This window comes from Pseudorhodoferax soli (assembly GCF_003337555.1).
Classification (GTDB): Bacteria; Pseudomonadota; Gammaproteobacteria; order Burkholderiales; family Burkholderiaceae_C; genus Pseudorhodoferax; species Pseudorhodoferax soli.
Genome location: NZ_QPJK01000004.1, coordinates 484,215 through 500,733, shown reverse-complemented (window position 1 = coordinate 500,733; position 16,519 = coordinate 484,215). Strand labels below are relative to the sequence as shown.

General features: G+C 70.1%; 15 protein-coding genes. 6 read left to right on the top strand and 9 right to left on the bottom strand.

The features are described 5' to 3' along the window. Window position 1: 1 nt before the first annotated feature. From DES41_RS17095 to DES41_RS17070, 6 genes are read right to left on the bottom strand one after another with little or no spacing between them, the layout of a single operon-like run. Window positions 2–961 (bottom strand): CobW family GTP-binding protein, encoded by a 960-nt coding sequence (locus tag DES41_RS17095; protein WP_114468848.1) that lies wholly within the window; start codon window positions 959–961, stop codon window positions 2–4. Window positions 962–966: 5 nt separating this feature from the next. Further along, window positions 967–2,631, bottom strand: a complete 1,665-nt coding sequence (locus DES41_RS17090) for an amidohydrolase (protein WP_114468847.1) — start codon at window positions 2,629–2,631, stop codon at window positions 967–969. Window positions 2,632–2,647: 16 nt separating this feature from the next. Continuing rightward, the gene (locus DES41_RS17085; RefSeq protein WP_114468846.1) at window positions 2,648–3,676 is read right to left on the bottom strand and encodes an ABC transporter ATP-binding protein; all 1,029 of its coding nucleotides are present in this window, start codon (window positions 3,674–3,676) and stop codon (window positions 2,648–2,650) included. Then, window positions 3,673–4,707, bottom strand: coding sequence for an ABC transporter ATP-binding protein (locus DES41_RS17080; RefSeq protein WP_114468845.1), 1,035 nt, complete (start codon window positions 4,705–4,707; stop codon window positions 3,673–3,675). The genes DES41_RS17085 and DES41_RS17080 overlap by 4 nt, the downstream gene beginning before the upstream one ends. Next, window positions 4,707–5,615 carry an ABC transporter permease gene (locus DES41_RS17075; protein WP_114468844.1) on the bottom strand — a complete coding sequence of 303 codons (909 nt, stop codon included), beginning with the start codon at window positions 5,613–5,615 and terminating at the stop codon, window positions 4,707–4,709. Before DES41_RS17075 ends, DES41_RS17080 begins: the two co-directional genes overlap by 1 nt. A gap of 8 nt (window positions 5,616–5,623) precedes the next feature. Continuing rightward, on the bottom strand, window positions 5,624–6,601 hold the full coding sequence (locus DES41_RS17070) for an ABC transporter permease (RefSeq protein WP_114468843.1): 978 nt from the start codon (window positions 6,599–6,601) through the stop codon (window positions 5,624–5,626). Between the two features lie 109 nt (window positions 6,602–6,710). On the opposite strand from DES41_RS17070, the gene DES41_RS17065 reads away from it, so the two are divergent. Further along, a complete protein-coding gene (locus DES41_RS17065) occupies window positions 6,711–7,871 on the top strand; it encodes a response regulator (RefSeq protein WP_114468842.1) in 1,161 nt (386 codons plus the stop codon). Window positions 7,872–7,919: 48 nt separating this feature from the next. On the opposite strand, the gene DES41_RS17060 is transcribed toward DES41_RS17065, so the two are convergent. The 3 genes from DES41_RS17060 to DES41_RS17050 all read right to left on the bottom strand — a co-directional run bounded on the left by DES41_RS17060 (window position 7,920) and on the right by DES41_RS17050 (window position 11,510). Continuing rightward, window positions 7,920–9,518 (bottom strand): ABC transporter substrate-binding protein, encoded by a 1,599-nt coding sequence (locus DES41_RS17060; protein WP_114468841.1) that lies wholly within the window; start codon window positions 9,516–9,518, stop codon window positions 7,920–7,922. 159 nt (window positions 9,519–9,677) lie between these two features. Continuing rightward, a complete protein-coding gene (locus DES41_RS17055; RefSeq protein ID WP_114468840.1) occupies window positions 9,678–11,108 on the bottom strand; it encodes an NAD(P)/FAD-dependent oxidoreductase in 1,431 nt (476 codons plus the stop codon). A 3-nt stretch (window positions 11,109–11,111) separates the two neighbouring features. Beyond that, window positions 11,112–11,510 (bottom strand): nuclear transport factor 2 family protein, encoded by a 399-nt coding sequence (locus tag DES41_RS17050; RefSeq protein ID WP_114468839.1) that lies wholly within the window; start codon window positions 11,508–11,510, stop codon window positions 11,112–11,114. Window positions 11,511–11,630: 120 nt separating this feature from the next. On the opposite strand from DES41_RS17050, the gene pdxR reads away from it, so the two are divergent. From pdxR to DES41_RS17025, 5 genes are all read left to right on the top strand, one after another. Further along, window positions 11,631–13,154 (top strand): MocR-like pyridoxine biosynthesis transcription factor PdxR, encoded by a 1,524-nt coding sequence (gene pdxR, locus DES41_RS17045; RefSeq protein WP_114468838.1) that lies wholly within the window; start codon window positions 11,631–11,633, stop codon window positions 13,152–13,154. Window positions 13,155–13,357: 203 nt separating this feature from the next. Then, on the top strand, window positions 13,358–14,359 hold the full coding sequence (gene tauA, locus DES41_RS17040) for a taurine ABC transporter substrate-binding protein (protein WP_114468837.1): 1,002 nt from the start codon (window positions 13,358–13,360) through the stop codon (window positions 14,357–14,359). Window positions 14,360–14,368: 9 nt separating this feature from the next. Further along, window positions 14,369–15,166, top strand: coding sequence for a taurine ABC transporter ATP-binding protein (locus DES41_RS17035; protein WP_114468836.1), 798 nt, complete (start codon window positions 14,369–14,371; stop codon window positions 15,164–15,166). Beyond that, complete coding sequence (locus DES41_RS17030) at window positions 15,159–16,016, top strand: ABC transporter permease subunit (RefSeq protein ID WP_114468835.1); 858 nt, start codon at window positions 15,159–15,161, stop codon at window positions 16,014–16,016. Before DES41_RS17035 ends, DES41_RS17030 begins: the two co-directional genes overlap by 8 nt. 160 nt (window positions 16,017–16,176) lie before the next feature. Next, window positions 16,177–16,503, top strand: a complete 327-nt coding sequence (locus tag DES41_RS17025) for a DUF1090 family protein (protein ID WP_114468834.1) — start codon at window positions 16,177–16,179, stop codon at window positions 16,501–16,503. Window positions 16,504–16,519 lie beyond the last annotated feature (16 nt).

The window sequence follows — 16,519 nt, the reverse complement described above, 5'->3', positions numbered from 1 at the left end:
GTCAAGCCGGCATCGTGCCGCCGGTTTCGTGCACCAACGCCTCCAGCGCCGCCACCGGCAACTGCCCTGCAAGCCCGATCGCGACCAGCATCGCGCCGCCATCGGGCGCCGCAGCGGGCCGCAGGCTGGCGTGGCGGCCGGCGAACTGCAGTGCGTGCCAGTCGTCGGGCCCGGTGCGCACGATGCCCTTCATGCGCAGCACACCGGCCGGCACCTCGGCGAGCCATTGCGCCAGCCGCTCCTGCGGCAGGCCGTGCGGCGGCCGCGCCGACCAGGTTGCGAACTGCTGGCCGTGGCGCGCCTGCGGGAAGTGCAAGCGCGCGTCGCTGCGCGGTGCTGGCGGCTCGGCCGCGCGCAGCAGTGCGGTGCCGCTCAGCAGCGCCAGCGGCGCTTCGGCGCGCACGGTCTCGCAGCGGCGGGCGCGCGGCGCGTGCGTGGCGACCCAGGCATGCACGCGCTGCAGCGTCGCGGCATCGGCCAGGTCCGCCTTGTTCAGCAGCACCAGGTCGGCCTGCGCCAACTGGCGCGCCAGTGTGTCGGTCAGCAGCCGGTCGGCGGCCTGTGCCAGCACTGCGTCGGCATCGACCAGCACCACCACGCCATCGAGCACCAGCGCCGGATCGGCCTTGCCGAGCTGGGCGATGCGCCAGGGGTCGGAAACGCCGCTGGCCTCGATGACCACCGCGTCGAAACGCGCACGCTGCTCCAGCACGCCGATCAGCGCGCGCGACAGGTCGTCGCCGATCTGGCAGCAGACGCAGCCGTTGCTCAGCGCGAGGGTGTCGCCGCTGTTGTGTTCGATCAGTGCAGCGTCGACATTCAGCGCGCCGAAGTCGTTCACCAGCACCGCCAGGCGCTGGCCGTCGGCGTGGCGCAGCCAGTGGTTCAGCAGTGTGGTCTTGCCGGCGCCCAGGAAGCCGCCGATGACGGTCAGCGGCAGGCGCGGCGGCGCACAGGCCATGGGCCTCAATCCGCCTGGAACACGCGGCCGGACAGCACCGTGCCCCAGACGCGGATGTCCTTCAGCGCCATCGGATCGACGCTGAGCGGATCGTCTTCGAGCACGCAAAAGTCGGCACGCTTGCCGCAGGCGATGGAGCCGATCTCGTGGTCCAGCCTCAGCGTGTAGGCCGGCCCCAGCGTGACCGCGTGCAAGGCCTGCAGCACCGTCAACCGTTCGCCCTCGCCGAGCACGCGGCCCTTGGGCGTCACGCGGTTGACCGCGCACCAGGCCGTGAACAACGGCGCCAACGGCGTGACCGGCGCATCGGAGTGGATCGCCAGCGGCACGCCGGCCGCCAGTGCGCTGGCGCAGGCATCCAGCCGCATGGCGCGGTCCGGGCCCATGGTCATCTCGTAGTGCTGGTCGCCCCAGTACCAAAGGTGGTTGGCGAACAGGTTGGCGGCCAGGCCCAGCGCGGCCATGCGGCGGAACAGCGGCGCGTCGATCATCTGGCCGTGTTGCAGCGTGTGGCGGTGGTCGGGCCGTGGCGCGCGCGCCAGCACGCGGCCGATGGCGTCGATGGCGACCTCGCTGGCCTCGTCGCCGTTGGTGTGGGTATGCACCAGCAGGCCGGCGCGGTGGTAGGTCTCGAAATCGGCCTCGTACTGCGCGGGCGCCATGACCCAGATGCCATTGGGCGCGCCGTTGAAGTGGCCGGGCCAGCGCAGCCGCGCCGAGAAGCCCTGGATCGAGCCGTCCAGCATCATCTTGACCAGGCCGTAGCGCAGCCGGTCGGTGTTGCGCGCCATCAGCGCCTTGACGTGTTCGGCGCCGGCCTGCGCGGCGTGCGTGCCGTGGAAGGCCTGGAAGGCCGGCAGGATGCGGATGGAGACGGCGTCGTCGGCCAGTGCGCTCTCCAGCACGCGCACGTCGTCCGTGGTCAGCTTGTTGACGAGGTCGGTGGCGGTGGTCACGCCCTGGCGGCAGGCCAGCCGCGCGAAGGAGCGCACGCCGGCCTCGGTCATCGGTGCCAGCAGGCCGGCATTGCCGACCTTGCGCAGCACCAGGAACATGGCGGCCGGCTCCTGCAACTCGCCCGTGGGCTCGCCGGCCTGCGCATGGCCGGCGGCGAACTTGACCACGCCCTCGACCTCGTTGTCCCGCGTGATCTCGGCAGTGCGCAGCATGGCCGTGTTCACGTTCATGAGGTGGCCGTTGGCATGCGCGACCACGATCGGCCGCGTGGCGCTGGCGCGGTCCAGGTGCTCGACCGTCATGCGCTCGCCGCCGAAGTAGATCGGGTCGAAGCCCCAGGCGATCAGCGGCTCGCCGGCCGGGCGGCCCTCGGCGTCCGCGCGCGCGGCCATCTCGGACAGGCGCGCGACCACGGCGTCCATGGAACGCAGCCCTGGCCATGTGGTGCCGGCCGGGTCGCGCCGGTCGAACCAGCCGGTGTACGTCCACTCCCACATGCTGCCTTCCTTGAGGTGGCAATGGCCTTCGACCAGGCCCGGCAGCAGCACCTTGTCGGCGAAGCGTTCGTCGAGCTGGTAAGGCCCCCAGGCGGCGCAGCGCTCCAGGTCGCCGACGGCCAGGATGCGGCCATCGCGGACGGCCACGTGCGTGGCTTCGGGCTGGCCGGCTTCGAGCGTGATGATCTTGCGGGCGCGGTAGATGGTGGTGGTCATGCGGGTGGTGTGGCTTTCAGGCGGGCATCGCCAGCGGTGGGACAGGGACTCCGGCGTGGTGCTCGACACGGATGCAGCGCACCCAGTGTCCGGGCGCGGCCTCGCGCAGCGGCGGCAGTTCGGCCGCGCAGGCGGGCACGGCCACCGGGCAGCGGCCGGCGAAGCGGCAGCCGGGCGGCGGGTTGATCGGGCTCGGTGGATCGCCCATGAGCTTGATGCGCTGCGCGGCGCGCTGGCGCCCGCCGCCCACCGCGGGCACGGCGGACATCAGCGCCACGCTGTAGGGGTGCAGCGGCCGGGCGAAGAAGGTCTTGCGCGGCCCCTGCTCGACGATCTGGCCCAGGTACATCACGGCGATGTCGTCGCAGATGTGCTCGACCACGGCCATGTCGTGCGAGATGAACAGGAAGGTCAGGCCCAGGTCCTTCTGCAGCCGTGCCAGCAGGTTCAGGATCTGCGCGCGGATCGCGATGTCCAGTGCCGACACGGGTTCGTCGCACACCACCAGCTCGGGGTTGGTGGCCAGCGCGCGCGCGATGTTGATGCGCTGGCGCTGGCCGCCCGAGAACTGGTGCGGGAAGAGGTGCTGCTGCTCGGGCCGCAGGCCGACCTGCGTGAACAACTCGGCCACGCGGGCCTCGCGCTCGGCGGGGGTGCCGACCTGCATGAGGTCCAGGGGCGCGCGCACGGCGGCACCGGCGCGCTGGCGCGGGTTCAGCGAGGAGAACGGGTCCTGGAACACGATCTGCATGCGCCGGCGCGCCTGGCGCAGGGGTTCGCCGGACAGCGCCGCCAGGTCGGTGTCGCCCAGCCGCATGCGGCCGGCCGTCACGGGCGCCAGCCGCATCACGGCCAGCGCCGTGGTCGTCTTGCCCGAGCCCGATTCGCCGACCACGGCCAGCGTGCTGCCGCGGCGCACGCGGAAGGACACGCCATCGACGGCCTTGACGACCTCGGGCGGCTGGAACATGCCGCTGCGCGGCCGCGGGAAATGCACCTGCAGGTCGTCGACCTGCAGCAGGATGTCTTCGGTGCGCGCGTTCATGCCAGTTCCTCGGTGCGTGCGCGCAGCTTCGGCGCCTGGGTGTGCAGCCAGCAAGCCACGCCGTGGTCGTTGCCGGAGGCGTCCGCTGCCAGCGTGACCAGTGGCGGCACCTCGCTCGCGCAGCGCGGCAGGGCCTCCCTGCAGCGCGCGCGGAAGGCGCAGCCGCTGCCCAGTTCCCAGATCGAGGGCACCACGCCCGGGATCTCGGGCAGGTCCTCTCGCGCGGGCGCCTGGCTGCTGCCCAGTTCGGGCAGGCAGGCGATCAGGCCGCGTGTGTAGGGGTGGGCCGGCGCCGACAGCACCTGGTCGCAGCTGCCTTGTTCGATCACGCGGCCGGCGTACATGACCATCACGCGGTCGGCCATTTCGGCCACGGCGCCCATGTCGTGCGTGATCATGAGGATGGCCGTGCCCTTCTCGCGCTGCAGATCGCGCAGCAGGTCGAAGATCTGGGCCTGCACGGTGACATCGAGTGCGGTGGTGGGCTCGTCGGCGATCAGGATGTCGGGCCGGCAGGCCAGTGCCATGGCGATCATCACGCGCTGGCGCATGCCGCCGGACATCTGGTGCGGGTAGTCGTTCACGCGGCGCTCGGGCGCCGGGATGCCCACCTGCTTGAGCATCTCCACCGCCCGCGCCTGCGCGGCCGCAGGGTCGAGGCCCGCATGCAGCCGCAGCGACTCGGCGATCTGCTCGCCCACGGTGAACACGGGGTTCAGCGAGGTCATGGGCTCCTGGAAGATCATGGAGATGCGGTTGCCGCGCACGGCGCGCATGCGGGCGTCGTCGGCGGTCAGCAGGTCCTCGCCCTGGAACAGCACCTGGCCGCCCGTGATGCGGCCTGGCGGCGAGGGGATCAGGCGCAGCAGCGCCAGCGCCGTCATGCTCTTGCCACAGCCCGATTCGCCGACCACGCACAGCGTCTCGCCGCCGCGGATGGCGAAGTCCACGCCGTTGAGCACCATGGCTTCGCCGCGGCGGCTGCTGAAGGTGACGCGCAGGTCCTTGACCTGCAACAGTGGCTTGTCCATCACCGCTCCCGGAGTTTGGGGTTCAAGGCATCGTTGAGGCCGTCGCCGATCAGGCTGACGGCCAGCACGGTGACGAAGATCGCAGCGCCCGGGAAGGCCACGGCCCACCAGCACGACAGCACGTACTGGCGCGCCGAGCCGATCATGAGGCCCCAGCTCATCTGGTTCGGGTCGCCCAGGCCGAGGAAGGACAGGCCGGCCTCGAACAGGATGGCAGCGCCCACGGCCAGCGTGGCCGACACCACCAGCGAAGGCAGTGCGTTGGGCAGGATCACCTTCCAGATGATGCGGGCGTCGCGCGCGCCGATGGCACGTTCGGCGCGCACGAACTCCAGGTTCTTGGTCTTGAGGAACTCGGCCCGCGCGAGCCGTGCGGTGCCGGGCCAGCTGACGATGCCGATGGCCAGCGTGACGGTGACCAGCGAAGGCGAGAACAGCGTGACCACCACCATCGCGAACAGCAGCGCCGGCAGCACCTGGAAGAACTCGGTCACGCGCATCAGCAGCGCGTCCACGCGGCCGCCGTAGTAGCCGGCCAGCGCGCCCAGCGTGACGCCGATGGCCACCGACAGCAGCGCCGCGAAGGCCCCCACCATCAGCGTGGCGCGGCCGCCGTAGACGATGCCGGTCAGCACATCGCGGCCGAGCTGGTCGCTGCCCAGCCAGGCGTCCTCGCTGAACGGCGGTGTCAGCGGCATGGTGCGGATCTCGAAGGGGTCGGCTGGGTAGACCCAGGGGCCCGCGATGGCCACCAGCAGCACGGCGATCAGCATCACCATGCCGGCGATGGCCGTGCGGTTGCGCATGAACATGCGCAGTGCTTCCCGTGCGGGATGCTCGGCCGCGAGGGCGGCGGGTGCCGGCCGCGCGGCCGACAGGGGGTCCAGGGGTGGGGCTGTCGTGGTCATGGTGGGCCTCAGGCGGTCTTGATGCGGGGGTCGATGAAGCGGTAGGCGAGGTCCGTGAGCAGGTTCATGACCACCACCACGATGGAGGAGAACAGCAGCACCCCGAGGATGGTCGGGTAGTCGCGCCGCAGCACCGAGTCGAAGGCCAGGCGGCCCAGTCCCGGCCAGTTGAAGACGGTCTCCACGATGATGGCGCCGGCCATCACGTTGCCGAATTGCAGGCCCAGCATGGTGACCACTGGCAGCAGCGCGTTGCGCAGCGCGTGCTTGTAGAGCACCACGTGCTCGGCCAGGCCCTTGGCGCGCGCGGTGCGGATGTAGTCCGAGCCGAGCACGTCCAGCATCGACGAGCGCGCCAGCCGGCTGTATTGCGCGAGGTAGACCAAGGCCAGCGTGACGGTGGGCAGCACCAGGTGGTGCAGCACGTCCAGCATGTCGGTCAGGCCGCTGGCGCCGACCGAGTCGGCCGAGCGCATGCCGGACACCGGCAGGATCGGCAGCACCGACGCGAACAGCAGCACCAGCAGCATGCCGGTCCAGAACACCGGCGCGGCGAAGCCCACCAGCGAGAGCACGGTGATGCACTGGGACAGCAGGCCGTTGGGCCGGCGCGCGGACAGCACGCCCAGCAGCGTGCCGGCCACGAAGGCCAGCAGCACGGCCGAGACCACCAACAGCAGCGTGGCGGGCACGCGCTCGAAGATCATCTGCGCCACCGGCAGGTTGAAGAAGTACGAATAGCCCAGGTCGCCGCTCAGCACGTGGCCGAGGTAGATGCCCAGCTGCACCGGCAGCGGGCGGTCCAGCCCGTACTGGCTGCGCAGCTGCGCCATGAGTTCGGGGCTCATGCCGCCGCTGGCGCCGGCAATGGTCTCGACCGGATCGCCGGGTGCGGCATGCACCAGCATGAAGTTCAGGACCACCACGGCCAGCACCAACAGAAAGCCCTGGAGCAGGCGGATTGCAAGAGCGCGCAGCATGTTCATGTTGTCAAAGTGGTTGTGGAGATGCGGGCCAGTATGGGTGGTGTGTGCAGTCCATATCACGAGGGTCTACGCGCATACACTGCATGCGACAACGCCATCGGAAGACGCCATGCACGCCACGCACGACCCCACTGCACGGGCCACCATCCTCGTCGTCGACGACGTGCCCGAGAACCTGGCCTTGCTGGCTGGCATCCTGCAGGGTCGGTACGCCGTCCGCGCTGCGAACAGCGGCCCGCGGGCGCTGCAGCTGCTGCGTCGCGGCTCCTTGCCCGACCTGGTGCTGCTGGACGTGGTGATGCCCGAGATGGACGGCTACGCGGTCTGCGGTCGGATCAAGCAGGACCCGCGCACGCGCGACATCCCGGTCATCTTCCTGACCGTGCTGGACGACGCCGTGGACGAGGAGATGGGCCTGGGCATGGGCGCGGTCGACTACATCGCCAAGCCGGTCAGCCCGCCCATCGTGCTGGCGCGCATCGCGGCCCAGCTGCGCCTGAAGGCCACGGCCGATTTCCTGCGCGACCAGAACCAGTTCCTGGAGCACGAAGTGGCGCGCCGCCTGGCAGTGGCGGAGCGCCAGTACGACGCGATCATCGGCACCATGGCGGGGCTGCTGCACGCCCGCGCGTTCGAAGGCGGACGGCATGTGCAGCGCCTGCAGGCCGGTCTGCAGGCGCTGGCGGACCGCCTGCAGCTGGACCCGCGCTACGCCCCGGCGTTGACGGAGGAGGCGGTGCGGCTCATGGTCAAGGCGGTGCCGCTGTACGACATCGGCATGGCGGATGTGCCGGACCGCATCCTCTTCAAGGCCGGGGCGCTGAGCACCGAGGAGCGTGGCATCGTGCGCCGGCACGCCGAGCATGGCCACACGCTGCTGCAACACATCGCGCAGGAGCTGGGCGGCAGCACGCCCTTGCTGCAAATGGCCGGCACCATGGCCCGTGCGCACCAGGAGCGCTGGGACGGCAGCGGCTATCCGCATGGCCTGGCTGGCGAGGCCATCGCACCGGCGGCGCGGCTGGTGGCCGTGGTGGACGCCTACGAGGCGCTCGCGAGCGGGCGCCTGTACCGCCAGCCCGTGCCGCACGCGCAGGCGGTACAGGCCATTGCGGAAGGGCGCGGCACCCAGTTCGACCCGGGTGTGGTCGATGCCTTCCTGGACATCCAGGCCGAATTCCAGCGCATTGCGCAGCAGCTGGCGGACACCGCCGGGGCGGCTGCCACGTCTTCGCGCGCCATCGACGCCGTAGGAGGCCACGGAGCCTGATCCTTTGCGTGCGGCCGGGCGCATGTTGGTAGGGCTGGCGGCGCCCGCTTACTTCAGGAAGACCTCGTCGTAGGGAGACGCGGGCCCCCAGATCGTCGTCGGCACGTTGCCCACGTTCTTGCGCGTCGCCGTGAAGTAGGGCGCGTTGTTGATGAAGACGATGGGCACCTCGTCCGTCACGATCTTCTGGAAGGTGGCGTAGTAGGCCTTGCGGCGGGTCTCGTCCATGATGCCGCCGGCCGTGTTGAGCAGCTCGTCGACCTGCGCGTTCTTGTACGACTGGGTGTTGGTCCAGACCACCGGCTTGATGTTGTTCGACAGGTAGGTGCGGTGCACGCCGATGACCGGGTCGCCCCAGTTGAAGACGGTGTCCATCGACAGGTCGAAGTCGTGCGTGGCCAGCCGCTTGGCCCAGGCCGGGAAGTCGGCCGAGGCGCGCACCTCCACCGCGATGCCGACCTTCTTGAGCTGGGCGCGCAGGTACTCGGCCACGTTCTTTTGCTGTTCGTCTGCACCGGGCAGGTAGTCGATGCTGATCTTGAAGCGCTCGCCGTTGCCGCCTGGCTTCAGGCCCGCCTCGTCCAGCAGCGCGGCGGCCTTCTTGAGGTCCACCGGGTAGCGCACGAGGTCGGCCACCGCGAACGGGCTGCTTCCCACGATGGGGCCGTCGGCCGGCGTGGCGAAGCCGCCCATCAAGGCCTTGGTGATGAAGTTCTTGTCGATCGCATAGGCGATGGCCTTGCGCACACGCACGTCGTCCAGCGGCTTCTTGGCGGTGTTGATGGCCAGCCAGTTCAGCGCACCGATGCCTTCGAAGCCCTTGTTCGTGAGTGCGATGTTGGGGTTGTTCTGCAGCCGCTTGAGGTCGATGGAAACGGCCACGTAGGGCACCATCTGGATGTCGCCGCGCTCCAGCCCCAGCAGCAGGCTGGAGGTGTCGGGCACGATGTTCATGATCACCTTGTCCAGGTAGGGCTTGCCCGGCAGGAAGAACTTGTCGAAGCGCTCCATCACGATGCGCTGCCCGGCGCGGAACTCGACGAGCTTGAACGGTCCGGAGCCCACCACATCGGTGGTGTTGCGCGGATGGGACTTGAGGTCGACGCCGTCGCCGTAGACATGCTTGGGCAGGATGGGGGCGAGCGCCGGGCTCATGGCGAGCAGGATCGCCGGGTGCGGCTGGCTCATGCGGATGATGGCCGTGTAGGGGTCCGGCGTTTCGACCTTCTCCACCGGCGCCAGCATGGTCTGGAACGGGTGGTTGGCCTTCACGGCCATGATGGAGAAGGCCACGTCTTCGGAGGTGATGGGCTTGCCGTCGTGGAACACGGCGTTCTTGCGCAGGTTCAGCGTGAGCGACTTGCCGTCCTCCGCCAGCTTCCAGGACTCGGCCAGGTAGGGCTGGGGCTGCCACTTGTCATCGAAGCGCAGGGGGCTGGCGAACAGCTGCGTGGACGGCATGGCGGTGGCAATGCCGGACTGCACCGCACCGTTGAGGTGGCGTGGCACCTGGGTGCTGCCCACCACCAGCGTGCCGCCCTTCTTGGGCTGCTCCTGGGCCTGGCTGGGCAGGGCCGCCGTGGCCAGCGCAGCCGCGGCGAGGGCGATGCTGCCGAGGGCGCGGCGGTGCAGGAAAAATGAACGCATGCGGAAGTCCTCTGGTCTGTGGCCGCGCCCATCGCGGCCTTGCGCCGACGATACGCACGAAGCACACCAACCACGCATGCCACAGGCGGTGAACTGCTGGTGCCAGAGGGGCAGTGTTTTCCCTTGGCACGCACCGTCGTCGTGCGACGTCCCGTCGTGCTACTTCTCGTCGCGCAGCCAATACCACTTGTAGAGCGCACGCTGGCCGATGCGGCGGAACGGTGCCAGCAAGGACGAACGCACCACGCCGAACGCATTGGGGAACTCCAGCGGCCCGTCGTAGATGGGCAGGGAGAACACGGCGCGCTCGGCGTCCTGGCCCGTCACGCGCTGGGCCAGGCGCTTGCCGGCCCAGGTGGAGAACGACACGCCGTTGCCGCCGTAGCCCACGGCATACCAGATGGTCTGCGCCGGGTCGGGCCGCGTGATGCGCGGCATCATGTCGTGGCTCACGTCCACCCAGCCCCACCACGAGTGGTCGATCGCGACACCGGCCAACGGAGGGAACTTGCGCGCGATCGCATCGGTGAGCAGCTTGAGGTGTTCGGGCGCTTCGGCGTCGGCGCCCGTGACGGCACTGCGGCTGCCCAGCTGCAGCCGGTTGCCGCGCAGGAAGCGGTAGTAAAAGCGCAGCGTGCGCGTGTCGGTCAGGAAGGTCTCGCTGCGCACGCCGCAGGCGGCCATCTCCGCGGCCGTCAGCTCGCGCGTGACGACCGAATTCGACAGGATCGGCATGATCTTGTTCTTGAGCAGCGGGTGCAGCTGCTGGCCGGTGTAGCCGCCCGTGCACACGGCGACGCGGCGCGCCCGCACGGTGCCACCGGGCGTGCGCAGATGGTGCACGCCGCCGATGGTCTGCCAGCCCTGCACCGGGCTGGCCGGATGCACCTTCACGCCCAGCGCGCGGGCCCGCCGCATCAGGCCGAAGGTGAACTTGAGCGGATGGATGCCGATGCCGTGCTCCTCCCACATCGCGCCGGCGGCCTCGCGTTCGTCGCAGAACTCCTCGCGGATCTGGCCCGGCGTGAGCATGCGCGTGCGGTAGCCGAACTGCTCGTTCATCACGCGCGACTCATCGCGCAGGTAGTCGATCTTCTCGGGCCGGTGCGCCATGTAGAGATGGCCGCCGTCGTAGGCCTCGCAGTCGATCTGGCGCGTGAGCTCGGCGAAGTTCTCGAAGCCTGTGCGGATCTCGCGGTCGAGTGCGCGTGCGGTGTCCAGGCCCCAGCGCGCGATCCACTGGCTGCGCTTGAGCCGGCCGCTGGCGTTCTGGCCCTGGCCGCCGCTGCGGCTGGAGCAGCCCCAGGACGTCTGGTTGGCCTCCAGCACCACGGCGGCGATGCCGTGCTCCTGCGCCAGGTACAGCGCCGTGGACATGCCGGTCGCGCCGGCGCCGATGACGACCACGTCGGCATCGAAGTCGCCGCGCACGGGGCCGTCGTCGGGCGGCGGCTGGCCGGCGCTCGCCACCCACCAGGTCGGTGCGTAGGCGCGTCCTGCACCCGGATCGGGCGCGACCAGGGGGTCGTAGCGCGGGTCGTAGCGCCGTTCGGCCGGACTGGCGGACGCGGTGAAAGGCACGCTGCTCATCTGTCAGCGCGCCGGCAGGTTCGGCCGCGTCTTGCGGAACACGTTCTTCAGGTGGATCTTGCCGTTCTTGAAGGTGAACAGGTCCACGCCGTCGACCTCCACACGCGTGCCGTCCGCCGCCGTTCCGGTGAAGGTCCATTCGGACACGCCGAAGTCGCCCTGCACGAAGTGCTTGCCGTTGCGCCACTGTGCATCGGGCATGGTGGCCCAGGCCGCCGGAAACGCCTGGCGCACCGCGGCCGCGCCGACGTGGCGCGTGCCGCAGGCATCCGGTCCGCCCGCAGTCTGGAAGATGCAGTCCTCGCTCATGAAGGACATCAGGGCCTCGATGTCGTGGCGGTTCCAGGCGTCGCTGAAGGCGGCCAGGGTGGCTTCGGTGACGGGCGGGGGGGTGGTGTTCAAGACGCTCTCCTGTTCAGGTTGCGTCGCAGGTTAGGCAATTGATCCGTGCAGCGATAGTGCCAGTGGCCCCCAATCCACCACGCCAGTCGCGTGCCGGCATGGCGCTAGACTGCGCCTCCCATGAGCACCCCCGGCGCCGATGCGCACCACCAGTGGGCCAGGCTGTTCGTCGTGCCCGAGCAGCCCGGCCTGCCCTTGCAGGGCCGCTTGCGGCTGGCCATCGTGCAGCCCATCCTGGAGGGCCGGCTGCCGGCCGGCGCGGCGATGCCGTCCTCGCGCGAACTCTCGCGCCTCCTCGGCCTGTCGCGCAACACCGCCACGGCGGCCTACCAGCAGCTGATCGACGAGGGCTTCCTGGAGGCGCGTGCGCGCAGCGGCGTCTTCGTGGCGCGCAACGCGCGGCCGGCCAGCGTGGGCGCCACGCCGCAGGCCAGCTTCGGCAGCGGCGGCGGCGTGGCACCGGACTGGGGCGCGCGCGTGCTGCGCTCGCTGGCGGACGCACCCACGCTGACCAAGCCGGAACGCTGGCGCGAGGTGCCGTTTCCCTTCGTCTACGGCACGCACGATCCCGAGCTGTTCCCGATCGAGGGCTTCCGCGAGTGCTGCATGCGCAGCCTGGCGCGCGCCCAGCTGGCGCACTGGACGCCGGACTTCGAGACCGACGACGTGCCCGACCTGATCGAGCAGATCCGCCTGCACCTGCTGCCCAAGCGGGGCGTGTTCGCGCTGAAGGAGGAGATCCTCGTCACCGTGGGTGCGCAGCAGGCCTTCCAGCTGCTGGCCGACGCGCTGCTGGACGAGCGCCAGCGCCTGGGCTTCGAGGAACCCGGCCACCCGCATGCGCGCAACACCTTCTCGCTGCGGCGCCCGCGCTGGGTGCCGGTGGCGGTGGACGGCGAGGGCGTGGTGGTGGACACGCTGGCGCCGCTGGACTACTTGTTCGTCACGCCCTCGCACCAGAGCCCGACCACCGCCACGCTGACGCTCACGCGGCGCGAGTGGCTGCTGCGCAAGGCCGAACTGGCCAACTTCGTGATCATCGAGGACGACTACGAGGCCGAGAACCTGTACGAGGGCGCGCCCATGCCCGCGCTCAAGAGCCTGGACAAGAGCGGCCGCGTGGTCTATGTGGGCTCGCTGTCCAAGAGCCTGTCGCCGGCCATGCGGCTGGGCTACATCGTCGCGCCGCGGGCGCTCATCGCCGAGCTGCGGCTGTTGCGCCATGCCATGGTGCGGCACCCGAGCGCCTTCCTGCAGCATGCCTACGCGCTGTTCATCTCGCTCGGCCACCACGAATCGCACGCGCGCCGCGTCAACTTCGTGATGCAGGAGCGCGTGCAGCAGGTGGCCCGCGCGCTGCGCACGCACCTGCCGGATTTCGCGTTCGAGCTGCCGCGGGGCGGCGCCTCGATGTGGGTGAACACCCCGGCCTGGATGGACGGCGCTGAGCTGGCCGCCATCGCGCAGCGCCACGGCGTGCTGATCGAGCCGGGCGACGTGTTCTTCCAGCACCCGCCCTATCCCTGCCCGCACTTCCGGCTGCGGCTGTCGTCGATTGCCACCGAACGCATCGACGACGGCATCGCGGCGCTGGCCAAGGCCGTGGACGAACTCGCGGCGGCGCGCGGCGCGCGGCGCACCTGAGCGTCCCTGCGCGGCGCACGGCGTCGGTGCGCGCCGCACCAAACCAAGGGTTCACCCTGGTCCCCTGGCCCCATGGACGGGCGCACGCTGGTTCTTTTGTGTCGTGTGCCTTTGCTGCACATTGGCCCGGCTCGCCCCCCGCCCGGCGCCGCAGTCCAGCGGTGGCCACATGTGCTTCCGTTGGGAACCAGGAGATCTCCAAGATGTTCACCCGTCGATCCATGCACCGCGCGGCCGCTGCCGCCGCGCTCGTCCTCGCAGCCGGGGCCCAGGCCCAGACCAAGGAGGTGACCTTCGCCCACCAGGACATGCTGGTGCCGCTGCGCCTGGTCATGGAGTCCGGCGAGGTCGAGAAGGCCACCGGCTACAAGATCAACTGGCGCATGTTCGGCGGCGGTGGCGATGTGATCCGCGCCATGGCCTCGGGCAACGTGCAGATGGGCGAGGTCGGCTCCAGCCCGCTGACGGCGGCGGCCAGCCAGGGGCAGGACATCCGGCTGTTCTGGGTCTCGGCCGACATCGCCGATGCCGAGGCCCTGGTGGCTCGCAACGGCGCGGGCGTGAACACGCTGGCCGACCTCAAGGGCAAGCGCGTGGGCGTGCCCTTCGTCTCCACCGCGCACTACCAGCTCATGGCCGCGCTCAAGGCCGCGGGTGTGGACGCGCGCCAGGTCAACGTCAACAACATGCGCCCGCCCGAGGTGGCGGCCGCCTGGGAGCGCGGCGACATCGACGCCACCTTCATCTGGGACCCGGTGCTCAGCAAGGTCAAGGGCAACGGCAAGGTCATCGCCACCTCCGGCAGCATCGGCAAGCAGGGCTATCCCACCTTCGAGGGCATCGTGGTGGACGCCAAGTGGGCCGCCGCCAACGAGGCCTTCATGGTCGCCTTCGTGAAGGCGCTGGACCGCGCCAACGCCGAGGTGCGCACGGGCCTGAAGGGCTGGACGCCCGATTCGCCGCAGGTCAAGGCCGTGGCCAAGTGGACCAAGGCCGACGCCAAGGACGTGCCGGCCGGCATGGCGCTGTACAGCTTCCCCACGCTGCAAGAGCAGCTATCGGCCAACTGGCTGGGCGGCGGCGCGGCCAAGGCGATGACAGGCACGGCGGAATTCCTCAAGGAGCAAGGCCGCGTGCAGGAGGTCAAGCCGAGCTATGCGAGCTTCGTGACCGACATGTATGTGAAGAAGGCCCTGGGCCAGTGAGGCGAGGCGATGCCCACGCTCGACATCCGTGAGCTGACGGTCAACTACGCCGTCACGGGCGGCACGCTGCAGGCGCTGGCGCCCGTCAACCTGCGCATGCAGGGCGGCGACTTCGTGGTTGCGCTCGGCGCCTCGGGCTGCGGCAAGACCACGCTGCTCAACTGCATCGCCGGCTTCCTGCCGCCCTCGTCGGGCCAGGTGCTGCTGGACGGCCGGCCGGTGGTGGGCCCCGGTGCCGACCGCGGCGTGGTGTTCCAAAAGCACGCGCTGATGCCCTGGCTCAACGTCCGCGACAACGTGGCGCTGGGCCTGCGGCTGCGCGGCGTGCCGGCGGCCGAGCGTGGACGCATTGCCGAAGAGAAGCTGGCCCTGGTGGGCCTGGCCAAGTACGCCGACCGCGCCGTCTACGAACTCTCGGGCGGCATGCAGCAGCGCGTGGGCATCGCGCGGGCGCTGGCCAACGACCCGGCCGTGCTGCTCATGGACGAGCCCATGGGCGCGCTGGATGCCTTCACGCGCGAGCAGGTGCAGGAGATCCTGCTGCGCGCGTGGATGGCCACGCAGAAGATGGTGTTCTTCATCACCCACGACGTGGAGGAGGCGCTGTTCCTCTCCACCCGCCTGATCGTCATGAGCCCCAGCCCCGGCCGCATCTCGCACGTCTACGACGAGGTGCCGTTCTCGCGCCAATTCCTCGCGCATGGCGACGCGCGCAAGGTCAAGTCCGAGCCGGCCTTCATCCGCATGCGCGAAGAGGTGCTGGCCATCATCCACCACCGCGAAGCACTGGAGCCCGCCCATGCCTGACAGTGCCCCCGCCATGACCGTGCCGGCGGCTGCCGCGGTGCAATCCGCCGCCCCCGTCAAGACCAGCCGCTTCCGCACGCCCGGAGAAGGCAACAGCGGCGCCATCAGCGTGGCCACCGTGGTCACGCTGCTGGCGCTGTGGACCATCGTGACCAACATGGGCTGGGTCAAGCCGCTGTTCCTGCCCACGCCGCAGGCCGTGTTCGAGCAGTTCTGGCAGTACCTGACCGGCCAGGCCAATGACAAGCCGCTGTGGCAGCACTTCCTGGCCAGCATGTTCCGCGTGTTCTCGGCCTTCTTCCTGGCCTGCGTGACGGCGATCCCGGTCGGCATCGCCATGGGCATGAGCCGCTGGGCGCGCGGCATCTTCGACCCCCCGCTGGAGTTCTACCGCCCGCTGCCGCCGCTGGCCTACCTGCCGCTGATCATCATCTGGTTCGGCATCGACGAGCTGCCCAAGGTGCTGCTGATCTTCCTGTCGTGCTTCGCGCCACTGGCGCTAGCCGCGCGCTCGGGCATGCGCAGCGCCGCGCAGGAGCAGATCAACGCCGCCTACTCCATGGGCGCGAGCTACTGGCAGGTGGTGCGCCATGTGGTGCTGCCTGCGGCCATGCCCGAGATCCTGGTGGGCATGCGCATCGCCATTGGCTTCGGCTGGACCACGCTGGTGGCGGCCGAGATGGTGGCGGCCAACATGGGCCTGGGGCAGATGGTGCTCAACGCATCGAACTTCCTGCGCACCGACATCGTGATCATGGGCATCGTGGTGATCGGCGTGGTGGCCTACCTGTTCGACCTGCTGATGCGCTGGGTCGAGCGGCGCGTGGTGCCGTGGAAGGGGCGCATGTAGCCGCAGGCACCGGTGGCGCGCCGGCCTGCCGGTGCGGCAATCGCCCCTGGGCGCGCCGGGCATGCCGGTAGCAGAGGTCGGTGGCGCAATTGCTGGCATGCTCGGAGGCCCTTCTCCACGGACCGGTATGCGCGTCAGCCCTTGCACCTTGGCCTGCCGAATGGCGTTCTCAGCGGCCTTCCTCGCCGCCCTGGCGGCACCCGCCTTTGCCCAACAGCCCGCGGCCGCGGTGGACGACACCGCGTGCGCCGCGCAGCTGTCGGCCATCGAGGAGGAGATCGGCGATGCGCGCGCGAAAGGCCGCATGCTGCTGCGCCGCGAGCTGGACAAGCAGCTGGCGGCATTGCAGGCACGCTGCCATGCCGGGCCGGCGCAGGCCAGCCGGGCGGCCCGCATCGAGCTGCTCGAGCAGGAGATCGAGGCCTTGCGCGCCCAGCTCGGGCGCACCGAGGAGCAGTTGCGCAGGCTCAGGAACGCACCGCCTTGAAGGCGTGCTGCATCCT

Coding starts and splice junctions, on each gene's coding strand:
- DES41_RS17095 (WP_114468848.1), bottom strand. CDS start 961: ATGGCCTGTGCGCCGCCGCGCCTGCCGCTGACCGTCATCGGCGGCTTC.
- DES41_RS17090 (WP_114468847.1), bottom strand. CDS start 2,631: ATGACCACCACCATCTACCGCGCCCGCAAGATCATCACGCTCGAAGCC.
- DES41_RS17085 (WP_114468846.1), bottom strand. CDS start 3,676: ATGAACGCGCGCACCGAAGACATCCTGCTGCAGGTCGACGACCTGCAG.
- DES41_RS17080 (WP_114468845.1), bottom strand. CDS start 4,707: ATGGACAAGCCACTGTTGCAGGTCAAGGACCTGCGCGTCACCTTCAGC.
- DES41_RS17075 (WP_114468844.1), bottom strand. CDS start 5,615: ATGACCACGACAGCCCCACCCCTGGACCCCCTGTCGGCCGCGCGGCCG.
- DES41_RS17070 (WP_114468843.1), bottom strand. CDS start 6,601: ATGAACATGCTGCGCGCTCTTGCAATCCGCCTGCTCCAGGGCTTTCTG.
- DES41_RS17065 (WP_114468842.1), top strand. CDS start 6,711: ATGCACGCCACGCACGACCCCACTGCACGGGCCACCATCCTCGTCGTC.
- DES41_RS17060 (WP_114468841.1), bottom strand. CDS start 9,518: ATGCGTTCATTTTTCCTGCACCGCCGCGCCCTCGGCAGCATCGCCCTC.
- DES41_RS17055 (WP_114468840.1), bottom strand. CDS start 11,108: ATGAGCAGCGTGCCTTTCACCGCGTCCGCCAGTCCGGCCGAACGGCGC.
- pdxR (WP_114468838.1), top strand. CDS start 11,631: ATGAGCACCCCCGGCGCCGATGCGCACCACCAGTGGGCCAGGCTGTTC.
- tauA (WP_114468837.1), top strand. CDS start 13,358: ATGTTCACCCGTCGATCCATGCACCGCGCGGCCGCTGCCGCCGCGCTC.
- DES41_RS17035 (WP_114468836.1), top strand. CDS start 14,369: ATGCCCACGCTCGACATCCGTGAGCTGACGGTCAACTACGCCGTCACG.
- DES41_RS17030 (WP_114468835.1), top strand. CDS start 15,159: ATGCCTGACAGTGCCCCCGCCATGACCGTGCCGGCGGCTGCCGCGGTG.
- DES41_RS17025 (WP_114468834.1), top strand. CDS start 16,177: ATGGCGTTCTCAGCGGCCTTCCTCGCCGCCCTGGCGGCACCCGCCTTT.